The sequence below is a fragment of the Nocardia sp. NPDC051900 genome (assembly GCF_044452545.1).
Lineage (GTDB): Bacteria > Actinomycetota > Actinomycetes > Mycobacteriales > Mycobacteriaceae > Nocardia > Nocardia sichangensis.
This window is the reverse complement of sequence record NZ_JBITBU010000016.1, coordinates 118,339-136,789: the sequence shown is the minus strand read 5'-3', so window position 1 is coordinate 136,789 and position 18,451 is coordinate 118,339. Positions and strand designations below refer to the sequence as shown.

At 66.8% G+C, this 18,451-nt stretch carries 19 protein-coding genes; 12 read left to right on the top strand and 7 right to left on the bottom strand.

Features of this window, described 5'->3' with window-relative positions; translation table 11 throughout:
* Positions 1–378: 378 nt before the first annotated feature.
* Both ACIA5H_RS26125 and sigJ read left to right on the top strand, forming a co-directional pair.
* Positions 379–1,572, top strand: coding sequence for an NAD(P)/FAD-dependent oxidoreductase (locus tag ACIA5H_RS26125; RefSeq protein WP_397077922.1), 1,194 nt, complete (start codon positions 379–381; stop codon positions 1,570–1,572).
* A complete protein-coding gene (gene sigJ / locus ACIA5H_RS26120) occupies positions 1,569–2,489 on the top strand; it encodes an RNA polymerase sigma factor SigJ (RefSeq protein WP_397077920.1) in 921 nt (306 codons plus the stop codon). Before ACIA5H_RS26125 ends, sigJ begins: the two co-directional genes overlap by 4 nt.
* Before the next feature lie 214 nt (positions 2,490–2,703).
* On the opposite strand, the gene ACIA5H_RS26115 is transcribed toward sigJ, so the two are convergent.
* Positions 2,704–5,067 (bottom strand): beta-ketoacyl synthase N-terminal-like domain-containing protein, encoded by a 2,364-nt coding sequence (locus ACIA5H_RS26115; RefSeq protein WP_397077918.1) that lies wholly within the window; start codon positions 5,065–5,067, stop codon positions 2,704–2,706.
* Positions 5,068–5,174: 107 nt separating this feature from the next.
* Between ACIA5H_RS26115 and ACIA5H_RS26110 the strand changes: the two genes are divergently transcribed.
* The 4 genes from ACIA5H_RS26110 (at position 5,175) to ACIA5H_RS26095 (ending at position 8,242) form a co-directional block, all read left to right on the top strand.
* Complete coding sequence (locus ACIA5H_RS26110; protein ID WP_355077980.1) at positions 5,175–5,678, top strand: GtrA family protein; 504 nt, start codon at positions 5,175–5,177, stop codon at positions 5,676–5,678.
* Between the two features lie 120 nt (positions 5,679–5,798).
* On the top strand, positions 5,799–7,160 hold the full coding sequence (locus tag ACIA5H_RS26105) for a M20/M25/M40 family metallo-hydrolase (protein WP_356966143.1): 1,362 nt from the start codon (positions 5,799–5,801) through the stop codon (positions 7,158–7,160).
* Positions 7,161–7,182: 22 nt separating this feature from the next.
* Positions 7,183–7,716, top strand: coding sequence for a YbhB/YbcL family Raf kinase inhibitor-like protein (locus ACIA5H_RS26100; RefSeq protein WP_364425695.1), 534 nt, complete (start codon positions 7,183–7,185; stop codon positions 7,714–7,716).
* Positions 7,717–7,732: 16 nt separating this feature from the next.
* On the top strand, positions 7,733–8,242 hold the full coding sequence (locus ACIA5H_RS26095) for a hypothetical protein (protein ID WP_397077914.1): 510 nt from the start codon (positions 7,733–7,735) through the stop codon (positions 8,240–8,242).
* Positions 8,243–8,404: 162 nt separating this feature from the next.
* On the opposite strand, the gene ACIA5H_RS26090 is transcribed toward ACIA5H_RS26095, so the two are convergent.
* Entirely contained in the window at positions 8,405–8,974 is a 570-nt protein-coding gene (locus tag ACIA5H_RS26090; RefSeq protein WP_397077912.1) for a TetR/AcrR family transcriptional regulator, read from the bottom strand.
* A gap of 41 nt (positions 8,975–9,015) precedes the next feature.
* Between ACIA5H_RS26090 and ACIA5H_RS26085 the strand changes: the two genes are divergently transcribed.
* Positions 9,016–9,525, top strand: coding sequence for an HXXEE domain-containing protein (locus ACIA5H_RS26085; protein WP_379252459.1), 510 nt, complete (start codon positions 9,016–9,018; stop codon positions 9,523–9,525).
* A gap of 363 nt (positions 9,526–9,888) precedes the next feature.
* Positions 9,889–10,308 (top strand): hypothetical protein, encoded by a 420-nt coding sequence (locus tag ACIA5H_RS26080; protein WP_364425722.1) that lies wholly within the window; start codon positions 9,889–9,891, stop codon positions 10,306–10,308.
* Positions 10,309–10,439: 131 nt separating this feature from the next.
* Here ACIA5H_RS26080 and ACIA5H_RS26075 read toward each other — a convergent pair whose 3' ends face one another.
* The 3 genes from ACIA5H_RS26075 to ACIA5H_RS26065 form a co-directional block, all read right to left on the bottom strand.
* Positions 10,440–11,576, bottom strand: coding sequence for a hypothetical protein (locus tag ACIA5H_RS26075; RefSeq protein ID WP_397077910.1), 1,137 nt, complete (start codon positions 11,574–11,576; stop codon positions 10,440–10,442).
* A gap of 260 nt (positions 11,577–11,836) precedes the next feature.
* On the bottom strand, positions 11,837–12,043 hold the full coding sequence (locus tag ACIA5H_RS26070; protein WP_397077908.1) for a DUF397 domain-containing protein: 207 nt from the start codon (positions 12,041–12,043) through the stop codon (positions 11,837–11,839).
* The gene (locus tag ACIA5H_RS26065; RefSeq protein WP_397077906.1) at positions 12,040–12,918 is read right to left on the bottom strand and encodes a helix-turn-helix domain-containing protein; all 879 of its coding nucleotides are present in this window, start codon (positions 12,916–12,918) and stop codon (positions 12,040–12,042) included. The genes ACIA5H_RS26070 and ACIA5H_RS26065 overlap by 4 nt, the downstream gene beginning before the upstream one ends.
* A 255-nt stretch (positions 12,919–13,173) precedes the next feature.
* Between ACIA5H_RS26065 and ACIA5H_RS26060 the strand changes: the two genes are divergently transcribed.
* Together ACIA5H_RS26060 and ACIA5H_RS26055 are read left to right on the top strand one after the other, a co-directional pair.
* On the top strand, positions 13,174–13,662 hold the full coding sequence (locus tag ACIA5H_RS26060; RefSeq protein WP_397077904.1) for a DNA-directed RNA polymerase subunit beta: 489 nt from the start codon (positions 13,174–13,176) through the stop codon (positions 13,660–13,662).
* Between the two features lie 178 nt (positions 13,663–13,840).
* A complete protein-coding gene (locus ACIA5H_RS26055; RefSeq protein ID WP_397077902.1) occupies positions 13,841–13,987 on the top strand; it encodes a hypothetical protein in 147 nt (48 codons plus the stop codon).
* 207 nt (positions 13,988–14,194) lie between these two features.
* Here the strand turns inward: ACIA5H_RS26055 and ACIA5H_RS26050 are convergent, their stop codons facing one another.
* Both ACIA5H_RS26050 and ACIA5H_RS26045 read right to left on the bottom strand, forming a co-directional pair.
* Complete coding sequence (locus tag ACIA5H_RS26050) at positions 14,195–15,325, bottom strand: FAD-dependent oxidoreductase (protein WP_379252467.1); 1,131 nt, start codon at positions 15,323–15,325, stop codon at positions 14,195–14,197.
* Between the two features lie 235 nt (positions 15,326–15,560).
* Positions 15,561–16,871: an MFS transporter gene (locus ACIA5H_RS26045; protein ID WP_397077900.1), complete on the bottom strand. Its 1,311-nt coding sequence runs from the start codon at positions 16,869–16,871 to the stop codon at positions 15,561–15,563.
* 84 nt (positions 16,872–16,955) lie between these two features.
* Here ACIA5H_RS26045 and ACIA5H_RS26040 point away from each other — a divergent pair, with 84 nt between their 5' ends.
* A complete protein-coding gene (locus ACIA5H_RS26040; protein ID WP_397077898.1) occupies positions 16,956–17,408 on the top strand; it encodes a winged helix-turn-helix transcriptional regulator in 453 nt (150 codons plus the stop codon).
* Positions 17,409–17,481: 73 nt separating this feature from the next.
* Positions 17,482–18,012 carry a class IV adenylate cyclase gene (locus ACIA5H_RS26035; protein ID WP_379252470.1) on the top strand — a complete coding sequence of 177 codons (531 nt, stop codon included), beginning with the start codon at positions 17,482–17,484 and terminating at the stop codon, positions 18,010–18,012.
* Positions 18,013–18,451 lie beyond the last annotated feature (439 nt).

Sequence of the window (18,451 nt, the reverse complement as noted above, 5' to 3'; positions counted from 1 at the left end):
GCCGATCTGCCGGTGGGCCGTGCGCCACGACCTGCTCGCGGCCAACCCGATGGACAAGGTCGACACGATCACCGTGCCCAAGACGCTGCCGGGCGACCAGTGCCGAACCGCGGCGTCGAGGTCTGTGGTTCTGCATCCGTCATCGGACCGCCCTGCGGCGGGGCTGGGGGCTGCCGGAAGCCGTCATCCTCTGAGTGAACATGTTCCAGATCGGCGACGCGATACCTGCGTTGGGAGGACCCGCAGGCCGCACTGTACTGCCGATTCGTGCACTCCGCCTGTACGCGAGCCGACGATCTCGGCGGGCTGGCGGCGGGCTGCGAACGTGACGGCTGTCACTTCGTGTCAGATCTGGACGGTGTGGCGTGTCTGGAGGGCATGACTGATTTCAATGCCATCACCAAAGTGGTTGTGATCGGCGGCGGTTACGCCGGTACCGTGGCGGCCAATCGGCTGCGGCTGCGGCGCGATGTCGAGATCACACTGGTCAATCCGCGTCCGCGGTTCGTCGAGCGCATGCGGTTGCACCAGTTCGTGGCCGGTACCCATGAGGCTGCCGTCGACTACGACACCCTGCTCGGCGCCGGGGTGCGGATGATCGTCGATCGTGCCATCCGCATCGATACCGCCGCCCGCCGGGTGGAACTGGGTTCGGGGCGCGCGCTCGACTACGACTACGTGGTCTACGCGGTCGGCAGCACCGCGGCGGTGCCGGCGTCGGTGCCCGGTGCCACCGAATTCGCCTATCCGATCGCCGAATTCGAACACGCCCAGCGGCTACGCGCGGCGCTGGCGGACGTGCCGGTCCATGCGCCGATTGTCGTCGTCGGCGGCGGGCTCACCGGCATCGAGACCGCCGCCGAACTCGTGGAGCAGGGCCGTACCGTGACACTGGTGGGCGGCGGTAAGTTGGCGGCGAACTTCTCGAATCCGGCCCGGCGATCGGTGGCGAAGTGGTTATCCGAGAATGGAGTCGAGGTGCGTGAGCAGGCGCGGGTGGGCGAGGTGCGGCGCGACGGGGTCGTCCTGACCGACGGCGATGTGCTGCCCGGTGCGATCACGATCTGGACCGCCGGATTCGGGGTGCCCGAACTGGCGGCACGCAGTGGGCTGCGCACCGATGACCTGGGCCGGCTGCTGACCGACGAGACGTTGACCAGTATCGATGACGAACGCATCGTCGCCGCCGGGGACTCGGTCGCGCCCTCGGGCCGCCCACTGCGGATGAGCTGCTATGCCGCCCAACCCTTGGGCGCGCAGGCCGCCGACAATGTACTGGCCCGCATCGCCGGGGACGAACCTGCTGTGCTGGACGTGGCCTTCACCGCCTGCACCGTGGGTTTGGGTAGCCGCGCGGGTGCGATGCAATTCAGCCGGCGTGACGACACACCCGTGCCGATGTATCTCGGCGGGCGAACTGCCGGGTGGATCAAGGAACGGGTGGGTCTCGCGGGCCCGATCGGGACCATCCGCAAGGAAGCCCGCAAACCCGGCGCGATCCCGACCTTCCTGGGCTTGGGCAGGCGTAAGGATCTGAGCGCAGCCGAACCGCAGGGAGTTCCGAAGCCATGACCTCCACCGACGAGCACACCGAGCGTTTCGTTCACCTGCGACCGCTGCTGTTCACCATCGTCTACGAAATCCTGGGCTCGGCGACCGAAGCCGACGACGTGCTGCAGGACAGCTATCTACGGTGGCGGCGGGTGGACCTGGCCACGGTCCGGGATACGAAATCTTATCTGGCCCAGCTCGTCACGCGGCAGGCACTGAATACGTTGCGGGCCAGCGCCAGTCGTCGCGAGGAGTACGTCGGACCGTGGCTGCCCGAGCCGCTGCTGCTCACCGACGGTGACGCCTCGAGCGATGTGGTACTCACCGAATCGGTCTCGATGGGGATGCTGATCGTGCTGGAAACGCTCACCCCCACCGAGCGGGCGGTCTTCGTGCTGCGTGAGGTCTTCGGCTTCGATTACGACGAAATTGCCTCCGCAACAGGAAAATCTGTCGACGCCGTGCATCAGACCGCCCGCCGCGCCCGCAACCATGTCCATTCCCGGCGCAAGCGCTACGGCCCCGTCGACACCGTCCGAACCGCCGCGGTCACCGAACGCTTCATCACGGCCGCGACCACCGGGGACATGGAAGGCTTGCTGTCGCTGCTCGCGCCGGACATCACCTGGACCACTGACAGCGGCGGCAAGGTGACCGCACTGCCGGAGCTGGTCATGGTCGGCGCCGAACGAGTGGGCGCGATTCTCATGGCGGTCTTCAGATACGCGCAGCGGCGACCGGAAGTACGCATCGAGACAGTGAACTGCAACAGTCAACCGGCACTCGCGTGCTATATCGGCGACAAACTGGAAGCCGTCCTCGTGTTCGACATCGCCGACGACCAGATCGTCAGCGGCTACGGCATCCGCAACCCCGACAAACTGGCCGCCCTCGAAATCCCGCGCGCCATCAGCCGCACTGAAACGCCCACGGCGTAATCCCGCCCCACCTGGTGCATCCCAATAATGCCTCCGCATATAGGTCACACGGCGAACGCGTTCTCGCCGCCGAGCACGGCGAGAACGCGTTCCCACTCTGCTGTCGTGGTCTCCGAGCGGCAGCGTGATGATCCGTCATGTCGACTGTCGACAGCCCAGCCGGGCGGGAAATCAGTTCGGTTGCACCGCAGATGCTCTCGCTCGCGATTTCGGTTCAGCCGAGCAATTCCCGGCTCAATGCGAGCAGTTCAGCGGTCGACAGAGCTTCCTCCTGCACCGGCGGTCGCGGGTCCGCCGCCGACGCAGTAGGTTCTGGGGGCACCGTCGCCGGGTTCTCGGGTTCGAGGCGGCCGTGGAGTTCGGCGGCCAACAGCTCCACGGTGGGGCAGCCCCAGATGACGGCGGCGGGGACCTCGATGCCGAGGCGGGCTCCGAGGCGGGCGGACAGCTCCACGGCGTGCACCGAGCCGATTCCGAGCTGTTCGAAGTTCTGCCGGGCGGCCACCCGGTCGGGCTCGATGCCGACGACTTCGGCCAGTTCGGTGGTGACCAGGGCGGCGAGTGCCGCGACGCTGGGCGCGGAGGAAGGTGTGGGGTCACTCGACGCGATCGCCACGGGGCGCGCCGCCGAGTCGGCGATCATCGCGATGGATTCGACCGATTCGGCAGTTGTGCCCGACGCCGCGACCGCCGCGGACCGAGATCTTGGACTCGAAATGCCAGTAGTGGCAGCGATTTCGATGGGCACCGCGTCCCACGAGGGCGACCCGTGTGCCTCGCCGCGGGCCTGCGGGTCCGCCCAATGCCGTTCGCGCTGGAACGGATAGGTGGGCAGCGAGACCGGGCGGCCCGCCGGGTTCACGGCCGTCCAGTCGGGTTCGATGCCACGCTCGAACAGCCTTCCCACCGCGTGCAGTAGGTCGCGGTGGTCCACTGTGCCGGGACGCAGAGCCGCCGCCAGCAGCAGATTCAGCGCCTCGTTGTCGTCTCCCTCGGTGTCCCCATCCTCGGCGAGGTAGGCGTCGAGGAATTCGACGACCTGGCCCACGTTGTCGGCGACCGTCGAAATTCGATGCTGGAAGGCGGTTCTCGTGGCAAGCGTGTGCGCGAGGTCGCTCAGGCGGATGTCCGGGTCGCGCACGAGACGCTCACGCAGCCGATGAGCGTGTTCCCGCAGCGCGGCTTCGGTGCGGGCGGACAGCACCACCAGCCGCTGCGAGACGCCGCCGTCATCGACGGGATCGTGCGCGGGTGCCGCTTCGGCGATGACGTGGGCGTTCGAGCCGCCGAAACCGAACGCACTCACCGCGGCGCGCGCGGGGGCGTCGTGCCGCGGCCACGGCATCGCGGTGTCGGCCACGCGCACTCCCGTCGCGGCGGGATCGAATTCCGCGGGTGCGTGGTCGAAGTGGAGGCTGCGCGGGATCCGGCGATGCGACAGGGCGAGCGCGACTTTCACGAGTCCGGCCATGCCCGCGGCCGCTTCGGTGTGTCCGATATTGGTTTTGACCGAGCCGACGATCAGCGGTGCGCCGGGCGGCCTGCCGGTGCCGTAAACCTCTGCCAGTGCGGTCAATTCGGCGCGGTCACCGACGGCGGTGCCGGTGCCGTGCGCCTCGACGTAGTCGATCGTCGAGGCGTCCACACCCGCTCGCGCGCAGGCCCGCCGCAACAGCTGCCGTTGACCGTCGGCGCTGCTGGCGGGCATGGAGCGGTGCCTGCCGTTGTTGTTGGTGGCACTGCCCAGCAGGGTGCAGTAGACGCGGTCGCCGTCGCGCAACGCTTGTCGCAGCGGCTTGAGCACGACGACCGCACCGCCTTCGCCACGCACGTAGCCGTCGGCGGAGGCGTCGAAGGTGTGTGACCGGCCGCGCGCGGACAGCACACCCAGCGCGGACAACCCGATCGCGGTCTCCGGTATCAGATTCAGTTGCACGCCACCGGCGACGGCCAGCGCGCTCTCACCCGTCCGCAACGCCTGGCAGGCCAGGTGCACCGCCACCAGCGATCCGGCGCAGGAGGCGTTCACGGTCATGCTGGGACCGTCGAAACCCAGGAAGTACGACACCCGATTGGCGATCACACCCTCGACATCTCCGGTGCTGGTGAACGGGGTGATGGCGGTGGCGCCCCTGGCGAGTTTGACGGCGCGATAATCGTTGAATTTGTTGGCGAAATACACGCCGGTGTCCGGCACCCGGTCGGGCCGGATCGCCGCGTCTTCGAAAGCTTCCCAGGCCAATTCGAGCGCCAAGCGCTGCTGCGGATCCATATCGGCCGCCTCACGTGGGGTGATCCCGAAGAATTCGGCGTCGAAACCGGCGACATCCGCCACATACCCGCCCGCGACCGACACCGTCTTGCCCGCGGCGGCACGATCGCGCCCGCGGTGGTCGCCGGACCAGCGGCCGGGCGGCGGCTCGTCGGCGATCGTGTCGATCTCCTCGATCAGCAACCGCCACAAGGCTTCCGGAGAATCGGCGCCGCCGGCGAAGCGACAGCTCATGCCGATCACGGCGATCGGCTCCGCGCCGACGCGGTCCGGCCGAGAACCGTTGCGCCGCTTGGTCTTTTTCACGCTACTCACCTGCCCGCGATCCACCGACCGTGCACTCGCGCAACAGGCGGTGCGGTGAATCTGCCGATCTTGTTGTGGGGTCGGGACATGTGTCGGAGACTTTACCTGTGCTGTTTTCCGAACGCCCCGTTTTCGCCCGGGTGACGTCCGCGCTGGGGGGCGAGGCACGGCGTCGAGAACTATTCCGATTCGCTTCCGTCGGTGTCGCAGCGTTCACGCTGGACACCGCGGTGTTCCTGACCTTGAAGAGCACTGTGCTCGAGCCGCATCCGGTGACGGCGAAAGTCGTCGCTGTGCTGGCGGCGATCACGCTGTCATATGTGCTCAACAAGCAGTGGTCCTTCGACGAACGCGGCGGGCGGCGCGGTCATCACGAGGCCGCGCTGTTCTACCTGGTCAGCTTCCTTGCCGTCGCGATCAACACCGCACCGCTGTGGGTGTCGCGGTACGTGCTGCATCTCGAGGTGCCCGAGGTCTCCCGCTTCACCCAGAACGTGGCCGACTTCGTGGCCGCCCAGTTGATCGGCACCGCGCTGGGGATGGTGTTCCGGTTCTGGGCCTTCGTGCGGGTGGTGTTCCCCGACAAGGTCCAGCCGCCCGATCCGGTGTGAGTTCCGATCACTCTGATGACAACCCTGTCGAAGGTGATCGCGCACCGTGCGGGCCGCGTCGCCTCGCCGTGACACCCGTCCGCGCGTTCGCCCTGCCGCGCGGGTGGTAGGAAAGGGAGCGTGTCCGCAACTGGCGAAGGATTCGACCCGAACAGAAACTCCCGCGCGGTGTCGGAAGTGGTGGAGCTGGTCAGCACGCTGATCCGCTTCGACACCTCCAACACCGGCGACCTGGCCACCACCAAGGGGGAGCGCGAGTGTGCGCAGTGGGTGGCCGACCAACTGCATCAAGCGGGGTATGTCACCGAGTACGTCGAGTCCGGCGCGGAGGGGCGCGGCAACGTCTTCGCGCGACTGGAGGGAGCCGACCCGAGTCGCGGCGCGCTGATGATCCACGGGCATCTGGACGTGGTGCCCGCCGAGGCCTCGGACTGGAGCGTGCACCCGTTCTCCGGTGCGGTGCGCGACGGCTACGTGTGGGGTCGCGGCGCGATCGACATGAAGGACATGGTCGGGATGGCGCTGGCGGTGGCCCGCCAGTTCAAGCTCGAGGGCACGGTGCCGCCGCGCGATCTGGTCTTCGCCTTCCTCGCCGACGAGGAGAACGGCGGCAAGTGGGGTTCGCAGTGGCTGGTGGACAACCGCCCCGATCTGTTCGACGGCATCACCGAGGCGGTGGGGGAGGTCGGCGGGTTCTCGCTGACCGTGCCGCGGCCCGACGGCACCGAACGCAGGCTGTATCTGGTGGAGACCGCCGAGAAGGGGCTGGGCTGGATGCGGTTGCGCGCCAAGGCCCGCGCGGGCCACGGCTCGTTCCTGCACGAGGACAACGCCGTCACCATCCTCGCCGACGCGGTGGCCCGTCTGGGCAAACACACCTTCCCGTTGGTGCTGTCGGATTCGGTGGCCGCGTTCCTCGCCGCCGTCGCCGAGGAGACGGGTCTGGAGTTCGATCCGGCGAGTCCCGACATCGAGGGCCAGCTGGCGAAGTTGGGCACCATCTCCCGCATCATCGGCGCGACCCTGCGCGACACGGCGAACCCCACCATGCTGCAGGCCGGTTACAAGGCCAACGTGATACCGCAGACCGCCGAGGCGGTGGTGGACTGCCGTGTGGTTCCCGGACGGCAGGCAGAGTTCGAGCGGGAGGTGGACGAGCTGATCGGCCCCGACGTCGAACGGGAGTGGATCACCAAGCTCGACTCCTACGAGACGACCTTCGACGGCGATCTGGTCGAAGCGATGAACAACGCTGTGCTGGCCCACGACCCGCGCGGCCGCACCGTGCCCTACATGCTCTCCGGCGGGACGGATGCGAAGGCGTTCGCCCGCTTGGGTATTCGCTGCTTCGGTTTCGCGCCGTTGCAGCTGCCGCCGGAGCTGGACTTCACCGCCCTGTTCCACGGCGTCGACGAGCGGGTGCCGGTGGAGGCCCTCGAATTCGGCACCCGCGTGCTGGAACACTTCCTACTGCACAGCTGATCCGATCCGGAAGAGAGGTTTCATGACCTACAACCCCTACGACGCGCTTCCGCAGGTGCCGTCGTTCACGCTCACCTCCGACGACGTCACCGACGGGCAGCCGTTCAAAAATGAGCAGGTCAGCGGCATCTTCGGGGCGGGTGGCCAGGATATCTCCCCGCAGTTGTCCTGGTCGGGTTTCCCTGCGGAGACCAAGAGTTTCGCGGTGACGGTGTACGACCCCGACGCGCCCACCGCCTCCGGCTTCTGGCATTGGGTCGTCGCTGATATCCCCGTGAGCGCGACCTCCCTGCCCGCGGGCGCGGGCAGCGGCGAAGAGGGCGGCGCGATGCCGACCGGTTCGATCACCCTGCGCAACGACGGCGGCTTCCACGGCTTCGTCGGCGCGGCCCCTCCGCCCGGGCACGGCCCGCACCGCTACTTCATCGTCGTACACGCCGTCGACGTCGACAGCCTGGGCATCGATGAGACCGCCAGCCCCGCCTACCTGGGCTTCAACCTGTTCTCCCACACGCTGGCTCGTGCGACCCTGGTCGCCACCTACGAGCAGAAATAGGAACTGCCGCACGATCGTGGCCCTGAGCGAAACGCTCGGGGCCACGGCGCTTTCTGCTGGCAGCGCTCATGCAACAGGAATTCGCGGGCGCGAATCGGCCTGCGCCGTCGAGAATCCCCCTATGGACATCTCTGAAGCGGTCCGAGGCGCGCGCCTGCTGGCTGCCGATATCGCACGGTCCCTCGGCTTCTCGGCAAAGGTCGGCACCGAGTACCCCGAACAGTGGCGCCGCTTCCACGAGCCGGCGGGGCGTCCGATCCCGACGGCGTGGGTGAGCATTTCGGTGCCGGAAGTCGGCACGACCATAGCCCTGGATCCCAGCGACCCGGGCAGTACGACTGCCGAAGAGTTCGCGATGGGGCTCGTGCAGGTTCTGCAGGACGATATCCAGATCCACCTGCGCGAGCCGTGGCCGAGGGATCCCGCCGCGAGCGGCCACGCCCTGGCGGCGACCGAGCGGGGCTGGCAGAGCACGGTGGATCGCGACCATCTGGTTCCGTATGGCGAACTCGGGCTTGCGACTTGATCCGGCCCGTCGGCAGTTCCAGTGTTGACTCGTTCTCGTCGGTACATGGGTTCGGTGGCGCACGGAGCGCTTACTGCCGCCGTAATCGGGCGGATTTGGCTCGGCAAGCTCGGGAAGTGCTGGTTCTCGGGCATCCGGGGTCTTCACCGATGACTGGTGGCCTCAGTTACTGATCGCGCGGCGTGTTGCCGCGACCAGGGTGTCCGCGGTGGTCCGGTCCATGGGTTCGCTGGTGATCAGCCAGTGATAGACCAGGGGGCCGAACACGAGGTCGCGGACAGTCTCGGTCGGCAGGTCGGGGCGCAGCCCGCCTTGTCGGCGGGCACGCTCGATCACGGCGGTGATCACGTCGTTTCGCGGTCGCAGGTAATGCTCGCGCAGCTGACCGGCGAGCGTGGCGTTGCGGCCGACGTCGGCGTGCACCGCGAGCACCACTCGCCCGAGTGGTGACGCGGCCAGTCGGGTCACGAAGGTGACGGCGAGTTCCGTGAGGTCGCGCAACGCGTCGTCGGTGTCGGGCGCCTCCAACGGCGGAACCGCCTCGATGAGCGTGCGCACTACGAGTTCGTCCTTGGTCGGCCAGCGCCGATACACCGTGGGCCTGCCGATCCTCGCGCGGGAGGCGACCGCCTCGATCGTGAGATCGGCGTAGCCCGATTCGATCAGCAGGTCGATCGTCGAGGCGATGATCGCCTGGTCTATCTCACTATTGCGGGGTCGACCTGTCGCCATATAGTTACGTTACATCACGTAATGAAAGTGGGTAGATCGAGATGCGGAAATCAGTGACGTGGGGGCTGTTCCTGGCCTGGTTGGCCAACGACGCCGAAGAGTGGTTCACGATGTCGCGGTGGTCGCGAACCAACGCAGCCAAGGGCGGCAAGCCGCTGCCGGGGCCGGTATGGCTTCGAACGGAGGTCTCGCCCGCGCACTCGCGGGTGGCCATCTCACTCATGGGGCTGATCGTGCTGGCCGCCTCGGCCGCAGGCGCGCGGACCGGCGGCGGCTCCCGGTTCTTTCAAGCCACGCTGCTCGGCTTCGGCGTCCACGGCGTCGGTCATCTCGCGCTCACCGTGGCGCACCGAGGCTATACGCCCGGGGTGGCGACCGCGCCGACGGTGGTCATTCCGTTCTCGCTGTGGGCCTGGCGAACGTTGGGCCGGGCCGGAGTTCGGCGCGACGACACCCACACCTGGCTGGGCAGCGCGGTGTTGCTGCCCACTACGCTCGCGGCCGTGCACGCCGTCGCACGGGCCGTCACCGACCGGCCGAATCGATCCTGAAGGCCGAGCCAGATTCGCCTGCGCCCTCGGGAATCGTTTGTCACGTGCGGTCTTTTCGTGCACTCTGATGGCCGGAGCTGGCATTGCAGTGGCCTGTCTCCGCCCTTGGGGCCGGGCGCGGACAGCCCTGCCGCCGTTCTCACCTGGTCCGTGACGAGAAGCTCGGGAACACGCGCGGGTCAGTTGCAGCGGAACCCATGGTGTCCATGCTGTCAGGTCCCTTCAATCGGCGTAGCCAGAAGCGCGCCGCCCCGGACAGGGCTGCGCCGCCGCGGTATTCCCAGGGGCTTATCCAGGCGCTACGCTGCCGCTGGACAGCCGCCCAGGTGGGCGCGACGGATTGATGAGGGTAAGAACGTGATCATTCGCACGGAAACCGCCTGGGTGCTCTTCTTCGCCGGGCTCATCTTCCTGTGGGCGCTGGTGCTCGGCGTGTGGAAGTGGCAGGCGATGACCACTTCGCCGGACGGTCTGGCCCACCCCTACGTCGACATCGCCCACCGGGCCGCGTTGCTGTATTCGTTCGCGACCGGATTGATCGCGTGGTTCGTCGAGCTGTCGGGCTGGCCGACCGCGGTGAATGCCACCGCGGCAGGGGCCATCATCCTGCTGTTCGTGGTGACGATCGCGAACTACATCCGGCTCGGACTACAGCGCGAGACCGACAACCAGATGCGCAACCCGCCGCCGTCGATGCGTTTCGTCCTCGCCGCCTTGATCATGGGGGAGATCGGCGGATTCGCCGTGCTACTGGTCGGCTTCGCTGTCGAGCAATTGGGCTAGCCGCGCGGGCGAACCTACGCCCAATATCTTTGCTGCACAACTGATCATGTGCATCCGATCCGCGTCGCGGATTCTGAGCATCAGACGATCGGTGTTGTCGGTCGCGCTGTCTTCGCCTGCCCGAGAGTTGATCAGTACGCCCACGAGCCGTTCAGTAGCCCCTGCGCCGCAGTAACGATGTCTGTAGCAAGCTGGGAAGGCGTGGCGGTTTGGTTGGCTTCCCAGTCGCTGTAGCGGTCGGTGAGCTCTAGCAGCGGGCGCAGCGATTGCGGCCGGTTGAGCTGTATCCAAGCCTGGGTCGCGATCAGTTCGGCACCGATCACGGGTGGCAGATGGCCCTGTGTGATCTGACGAAGCCACCATCGAACCAGCAGGTGCCGGACATCGCGCTCATCGGTGGGAATCGTTGCCACGATGTCGAGTTCGTTCAGCACCTGGTCGAACAGTTCCTCGGCTTGGTCTTGCTCTGCTCGGGTGAGTCCGCCGAGCAGAGGCAGGGACTCGCTGTCGATATCGACAACCAGTGCGACGAGGGCGGCTTCGATGAGCTTTTCCGGTTCCACCGGGTGTCCGATGAGACGCTCCAGCGCCAGCATGCGCAGTCGTTCTACGGCCTGGTCGGGACTGACAGCGTAGGGATCAGACGGTGCGACGACCCTCAAGGTCGGCGGTCCGCCGCTGTCGCCGAGCAGGTAGTTCCAGAAGGGAACTGTTGCGTGGGCCAAGTCGAGGTCGCTGGCCTGTCCCAGAAATTCGTGCCGAAGATAGTCGGAAAGGTCCAGGCCGTAGTAGATCGCGTCGGTCTGGACAATCGACAGCACCGGGTGACCCCATTGCCCCGCGATGGCGGGCAGGAACCGATGACCGAACACAGGAACCAGCCGTGGCGCGGCCTCGAGCCCGCGGCGCGCGATCCCCAGACATCGGATCGGATCGGCGGGCTGGTCTCCCCATGCTGGGTGCCAGAAACCGTTGTGTTCAACGTCGAAAAGCACACCCTCGGCGGGTTGAGCGAGCCACGCACGCAAGACTTCCGTGTCGTCGCGTCGCCAGTCCGGCCAGCCTCGCCATCCGGACTCACCAGGCTTGTCCACGGGGAGTCCGGCTGCCAGGAAGGCGCGGTGGTCGTCGGCGAATCGAAAGTTGTAGCGGGATTCGATGGTGTCGAATTCGCTGTCGGTCAGCCCCGGTGTGATCTCGGCCGGCAGCTGTCGCTGGAGCCGGCGGGCAGATTCGATCGACAGCCTGTCACGCCGGTGCTCATCCATGGCCGCTCGAACACACCGCTACCCCGCTCCGCCCGAACGGGTTCGTTCCGATCCTCACGCGACCTCATTGTCCTCGGCTCCTTTATCGAACCGCCCGCCAGGCACGGGAAGGCTGCACCCGATCGCGGGAAGGATCATGCCCGCCCCTCGCCGGCATCATGCGCCCCGCACGCGGTTGCTGCCCGCCGTGTAACGAAACTCCCGACACCACGAAGCCCAACATAGGCAATAGAACCATCGCGCCGGACTTTGCGGTCGATCTACGAACGATCGAACTCGCCTTCAGCTACTCCGGAAGTGAATGCATCCCAGGCGCTGAGGGTGAACACGAGGGCTGGACCTGTCGGGTTCTTGGAGTCCCTCATGCCGACCATCCCGCCTTCCAGGTATGCCACCTCGACGCAATCCTGGTTGGGCCCACTGTGACTGCTCTTGAACCACGCCGCCCTGGCCAGGGTGGTACTCACTCGGCATACTCCTTAGCGATCTTCAACACCAGTTGCCTGGTTTCTTGCTCGTCAAGCGCGGCGGCGCGAACCGCCTTGCACGCTGCCCTGTATTGCTCGATCTCACTGGGCTTGTCCAGGTAGAGGGCACCCGTATAGCCCTCAACGTACACTACCGGCGGTTCGGTGAACGACTGCAGAGCTGGGAATTCCAGCAGGGTAAAAGACCCTGTTATCAGGGGAAATACGCGCTCAGTGTGCAACGGCACCACTCGAAGCGTGACGGTGGGCAACCGCGAAACGGCTACGAGATGATCGAGTTGTTCCGACATAACCGATGGTCCGCCAACCGGGTACCGCAATCCCGCCTCTCCGAGGAACACGTTCATGGTGAAGCGGTCGGGCGACTCCTGTAAGCGCTTCTGACGCGTGGCCGCAATCTCGATTCGACGCTCGACATCGGCGGTAGGCATTCCCGGATACGCGCCCCAGATCACCGCACGTCGATAGGCCGGCGTCTGGAGCAGGCCGGGAAGCAAAGTGAGATGGAAGGTGGTCAGCTTCCGAGCGGCTTCTTCCAGCCCGAGATAAAGGTCGAAGTAGGTCGGCACCGCATCGCCGTAGGCGTGCCACCACCCGGTCCTTTTGGTCTCACGGACCAAGCCCATCAATGCTGCGGTGTCCTCGTCATCGGCGCCATACAGCTCGCATAGGGCTTTGATGTAGATGTCCTTGAGCTTCACCCCTTGGCCGCCCTCCAGCCGCCACATGGTCTGCGGTGACACCTCGATGACCTTGCACGCCTGCGCAACAGTCGCGCCGGACGCCTCGCGTAGCTGACGCAGTCGGCGACCCAGCATACGACGAGGAACTGTGGAGCCCGGACTCTCGGTCATTAGCCAACCTCACGGTGATCTGTGAATTTGGAAGGGTTTTCGGGGCAAGCCTGGAAGACGGGGAGAAAACTAGGCTACTCGCGCCACGGAATATTCCAAAATGTGGCACCGAGGAGGTCTACTTGGCATGCATCCCGCCGCACAAGCGGAACACCAAGGCGCAGTGAGCAATCCGATTCGCATCGGATCAGCCCAGCCAGGGGCTTGACCAGCGGGTGCGCAACTCACCGTGTTTGCGATCGAGTAGGGGGTTCAATGGTCCAGGTACTTTTCGGGAACACGCCGCTGTCCCGGTGCGCCTACTACCGGCAGGTGTGCGATCTGCCCGCAGAGGTCGATCCGCCTCAGGTGGGGCGCATAGTGCTACGCATGGGGGTGGCGTGGGCGGTGATCATGCCCGCCACGCTGGGGCAGGACGTGAAGGTATGGATGCAGCGGCACCACCACGCTATCGGGCCGATCATGTCGCATCCTCGGTCGAAGCGGTGGACGTATCTGACGCAGCCCGACCTTCCCGATGACATCACGCTGTTCGCGGAGATGTTCCGGCTCAATGTCTCGCTCGTGGGCGCTGGTGGAACCGTGGCGTTGCCGAGTCCGGCCGATCGCGGTACCACGTTCCGTGCGTGGGTCACTCGGCCCGCCAGCGCTTTTCGTCCCTCGGGAAGCGTCGTCGTGGCCGCTATCCGTGGATGCGTGGCCGAAAGCATTGCTCGCCGGAAGCGGGGCATCGCGTATGCATGATGCGCCTGCGGTGTGGAACACGTTGACGCGCTGCGGGATCGGCGGATGCGAACGCTGCGGTCTCCATGTTCGACACGCGCCGACGGAGCCGCAACGGTGAACGGCGATCAGCGCGGCGTGTCTCCGCTGCCGTCCGAGCCGGATGTCCATTTGTCGGTGTTTCTGGCACGGCGTCCGGATGGATTTCGTCGCCTGCGTGACCGCCGCGTGCTTGTTCGTCCAGGAATGGCGCGCCCGGCACTGGCACGACGCGGTCGAGGTGTCGATGGACGACACCGACGGGCATCCGCGCCTGCCGTGCGAGCGGTTGTATCTGGAGCCGTGAAAGTCGGCCCGAACGCGCTGCGGCCCCGGGCAGGGTTCCGGTCGTAGTCGCGCAACCATCGGAATTCGGGTAGCTGCCGGTCGATGTGGGTGTTCGGCGCGAGCGCGCGTTGACAAGGCTGGTTTTTCAACCGATCCGGAGCGAAGCTGGGTGGCCGATCAACGCGCGCCCGCGTCAGGTACGAATGCCCGACGGAGTGGCTCGAGGTCAGGGGGTGTGCTCGCGTGCGGTGAACGCGGCGACCAGGCCCTGGGCCGTTCCGTCGTTCCGGTCCCCGAAGAGCTCGGCGGTTTGGGTGGCGACCTCGGTGCTGCGGGCGAACATGTTCTGCTCGTATTCGCTCAGGGCGGTCTCGATGTCGTCGGGGTGCGCGGCGAGGGCGTTGCCGAGTTCGGCGCCGTCGAGCAGGGCGAGGTTGGCGCCCTCGCCGTTCGTGGGCATGAGGTGGGCGGCGTCGCCGAGCAGGGTCACCCCTGGTATCCGATCCCACCGGTGCCCGATCGGCAGGGTGTAATGCGGGCGCCAGACCGGCGGTAGGTCGGCGTCGGTGATCAGTGCGGTGAGTTCCGGTGCCCAGCCGTCGAACTCCTGCGCGATCCGTGCGGTGGCCGCGGCGGCATCGGTGAAATCGATGGCGGCGAACCAGTCGTACGGCCTGGCGAGCACCACGTAGGCGTGCAAGGTGTCGCCCCTTTCCCGGTGCGCGTGGATCTCTCGGCCCGGCGAGGGCGCCATCATCGACCCGCCGCCGACCGCTTCCGCGGCGGCGGGATGGCGGGTGTCGGCGTCGAACAGGTAGGTCTCGACGAACGACTCGCCGGTGTAGTCGGGTACGGCGGTGGACAGCAGCGGCCGGACCCGTGACCACGCGCCGTCGGCGCCGACCAGCAGGCTCGTGACGACCGTGCTGCCATCGGCGAAGGTGACCTCGTGGCGGCCCGCGCCGAGAGCGCGAGCGCCGCTGAATTTGTGACCCCATCGGACTGTGCCTGCCGGCAGCGAGTCGAGCAGCAGTTGTCGCAGTTCGCCACGCTGCACCTCGGGGCGTCCACCGGTGCCGTCGTCGGGTTTGTCCAGCAGGACGGTCCCGTTCGGGTCGAGGACCCGCATCGCCTGGCGGCCCTCCAGGATGAGGCCGCGGAATTCGTCCATCAGTCCGGCCGCCGCGATGGCGAGTTGGCCGTTGTAGTCGTGGATGTCGAGCATGCCGCCCTGCGTGCGTGCCGTCGGGGTCGGTTCGGCCTCGTACACCGTGGCCGGGATGCCGTGGACGTGCAGGACGCGGGCCAGAGCGAGCCCGCCGAGTCCGGCGCCGATGATCGTTACTGACTTGGTCATGGTGACGAGAGTGCTGGGTAGGGATTGCACCGTCCTTGCGCCCGGCTTGCACCCGCATGCGTCCATCCCCCGTATGCCGTATACGGCCACGCGCAGCGTGAAACTCGTCAGGCATCCAGCCATCCTGGAGCCCGGGAAACACTCTGGCACAGCGATTTTCGCGCCGGTGGCATTCGACGCTGATCGTCGCGCCGAGCGCGCAGGCGTGAGTGGCAGGCCGGATGCCTGCCATCCGTCAAGGATGCTCCGACGATCCGGCTCGGCACTCCAGCTCCGAGTGCGGGACGCTCGCGGAACGAGCTGTGGGCTGTGGGATCCAGAGCCGAGGGTCGGCGTTCGTCCGCGCTTTCGCGCCTTCGGCACTCGAGTCGGCGGGGCGCGCGATGCCGCCGAGTCGGCCCAGCCCCCACAGCATCAGTGCCGACAGGGCGTAGATCGCGCCGACCCAGCAGGAGGCCCGCCATCCCCACGAGCTGTATGCCCAGGTGGTGGTGATGGCGCCGAGGGCGGATCCGAGGGAGTAGAAGGCCATGTAGACGCCGATGACGCTGCTGGCGCGGTTCGGATGCGCGGTGGTCAGCAGGTGCTGGCTGCTCACGTGCACGGCTTGGACGGCGAAGTCGAGCAGGATGATACCGGCGATGAGCGGCCAGAGGCTCGATCGGGCTTGGGCGATGAGCAACCAGGAGCCGGTGAGCAGAGCAAGTGACCAGCCGGTGATCGTTTGCGCGCGACCGGAATCGGCCCATCGTCCCGCACGGGCGGCCCCGAGCGCTCCGGCCAGCCCGGCCGATCCGAACAGCCCGATCTCGGTGGTGCCCAGCTTCCACGGCTCGGCGCCGAGTGGCAGCGCGAGCCCGCTCCACAGGGTCCCGAAGGACGCGAACAGGAACAGGGCGATCAGGCCCCGGCTCAGCAACAGTCGATCTGTGTGCACGAGCCGTCCCATCGATGCCAGCACCTGCGTGTATCGCACCTCGCTCGTCCTATGGTCCGGGTGGAGCCTCGCTCGGGCGGTGATGGCGAGCACCACACATGACGCGGCGAGCAGCGCGTAGACCGCTCGCCAGCCGACCGTATCGCCCAGCGCGCCCGCGAGGACACGGACACCGAGAATGCCGATCACCACGCCCGAGGTGACGGCCCCGATATTGCGGCCCCGCTCGCCCGGCTCGGAGACGGCAGCGACATACGCGACCGTCACCTGCACCACGACTGCGAAGAATCCCGCGATCGCCAGCCCCGCCATCACGAAAACACCGTTCGGTGCGGCGGCCGCGATAGCGGTGCCCACCGCGGTGAGTGCCAGATGCGCGGTGATGAGGCGGCGGCGGTTCACCACGTCTCCGAGCGGCACCAAGACCACCAGACCGGCGAAGTAGCCGATCTGTCCGGCGGCGACCAGCCCGCCCAGCGACTGCGGCGACAGCCCCAGATCCCGTCCCGCCGCTTCGGTTACGGGCTGGATCGCGTAGATGGTCGACACCGCCACGGCGCAGATCAGCGCCAGGATCCATCGCTGCGATCGTGTGACTCCGGTCGACACCACACCTCCACAATTGGTAGCAAAATGAAACCATTACAGCGTAGGCATAATGGTTTCATATTGCAACCGACAGGGAGGAGTGCGATGACGACGCCGCTCGGTTCCGCACGCGAGTGGACCGACCCCACCTGCCCCGTGGCCCGAACGATCGACCTGGTGGGCGATCGGTGGAGCTTGCTGATCGTGCGCGAGGCCATGGACGGCGCGGCCGCGTTCACCGAGTTCCAGCAGCGCCTGGGGATCGCGCGGAACATCCTCGCCGACCGCCTCCGTCGGCTGGTGGATCACGGCATCCTCACCAGCAGACCGAACCCCGGCGGCAAGCGGCACATCTACGAACTCACCGAAGCCGGGCAGGACCTCTTCACCACGATTGTCGCGTTGCGCCAGTGGGGAGAACGCCACGCCTTCACCGGCAACGAGCCGCGCTCCACACTCCTGGACCTCGACGGCAGCCCGGTCGCCGAACTGCGCCCGCAAACCCCGGCAGGCAAGCCCCTCACAGCGGCAACGACCCGAGTCGACAAGGTCGGCTGAGCAGGAGTTGGCGGTTCCAGCGGCGCGCGGCGGGTAAGTTCGATCGACCGCCCATCCGAAACAGGAGTCAGCAGTGCCCATCGAGCACGAAGCCAAGATTCTCGACATCGACCCCGGCGCCATCGAACAGCACATCATCGACAAGGGCGGCCGGAAACTCGGCGAGCGGTTCATGCGCCGCTACGTCTACGACATCGCGCCGGGCGATGACTCGAAGTGGATCAGGCTGCGCGACAACGGCAATGGGACCACGCTCGCCGTCAAGCACATCACCAGCGACGCCATCGACGGCACCCACGAAGTCGAGGTGAGCGTCGACGACTTCGCCGCCGCCAATTCCCTGCTCGAGATGCTGGGTTTCACCGCGAAGTCCTATCAGGAGACCAAGCGGATCAGCTTCGTCCTCGACGGCGCGCAGCTCGAGATCGATACCTGGCCGCGGATCCCGCCGTATCTGGAGATCGAAGCCGCGACCAAGGACGACGTCATCCGGATCGCCGGACTGCTCGGCTACACCGAAGCCGATCTGACCGGCGAGAACACGATCAAGATCTACGCGCGGCACGGCATCGATCTCAACACTGTCGGCGAACTACGGTTCTGAGTGTTGGGGGTTCTGGTAGTAATCGCGCGAAAAACAACGAAGTCGTCTTCACCAGCGGTGATCGGCTGGTTCGGACTGCGGCGCAGCGTGTTTGGTGCTCGGCTCGGGTGCCGATGAGGTGGTCGGCGTGGTGGAGGTCGGGTTTCGTGGCGACGCAGCGGTTCGCGGCCGCCCGCAGCCCGAACCGATCACAACGCCATCGCCGCTGGTCCAGCCATATGTGGTGTTTTCCGCGCGATTACTACAAGTGTTGCCTATTGCGGTGGGTGCAAGCCAACTGCGTGAGGTCCAGACGTCGCCACGAGGGCAGCAATCACGGTGCCTGCCAGGGAGATCCATAGGGATCCGCCGCGGCGGGAACTTTCGAGGAGGGCCTGGGTTCTGCTGCGCACACCTCGACCCGTCGGCGAGCGACCTCATGCCTGTTACCGCCACCGGC

Excerpts from the sequence above, each read along its gene's own strand:
- ACIA5H_RS26125 (WP_397077922.1), top strand. The coding sequence starts at position 379 with ATGACTGATTTCAATGCCATCACCAAAGTGGTTGTGATCGGCGGCGGT.
- sigJ (WP_397077920.1), top strand. The coding sequence starts at position 1,569 with ATGACCTCCACCGACGAGCACACCGAGCGTTTCGTTCACCTGCGACCG.
- ACIA5H_RS26100 (WP_364425695.1), top strand. The coding sequence starts at position 7,183 with ATGACCTACAACCCCTACGACGCGCTTCCGCAGGTGCCGTCGTTCACG.
- ACIA5H_RS26090 (WP_397077912.1), bottom strand. The coding sequence starts at position 8,974 with ATGGCGACAGGTCGACCCCGCAATAGTGAGATAGACCAGGCGATCATC.
- ACIA5H_RS26085 (WP_379252459.1), top strand. The coding sequence starts at position 9,016 with ATGCGGAAATCAGTGACGTGGGGGCTGTTCCTGGCCTGGTTGGCCAAC.
- ACIA5H_RS26075 (WP_397077910.1), bottom strand. The coding sequence starts at position 11,576 with ATGGATGAGCACCGGCGTGACAGGCTGTCGATCGAATCTGCCCGCCGG.
- ACIA5H_RS26065 (WP_397077906.1), bottom strand. The coding sequence starts at position 12,918 with ATGACCGAGAGTCCGGGCTCCACAGTTCCTCGTCGTATGCTGGGTCGC.
- ACIA5H_RS26060 (WP_397077904.1), top strand. The coding sequence starts at position 13,174 with ATGGTCCAGGTACTTTTCGGGAACACGCCGCTGTCCCGGTGCGCCTAC.
- ACIA5H_RS26055 (WP_397077902.1), top strand. The coding sequence starts at position 13,841 with ATGGATTTCGTCGCCTGCGTGACCGCCGCGTGCTTGTTCGTCCAGGAA.
- ACIA5H_RS26050 (WP_379252467.1), bottom strand. The coding sequence starts at position 15,325 with ATGACCAAGTCAGTAACGATCATCGGCGCCGGACTCGGCGGGCTCGCT.
- ACIA5H_RS26040 (WP_397077898.1), top strand. The coding sequence starts at position 16,956 with ATGACGACGCCGCTCGGTTCCGCACGCGAGTGGACCGACCCCACCTGC.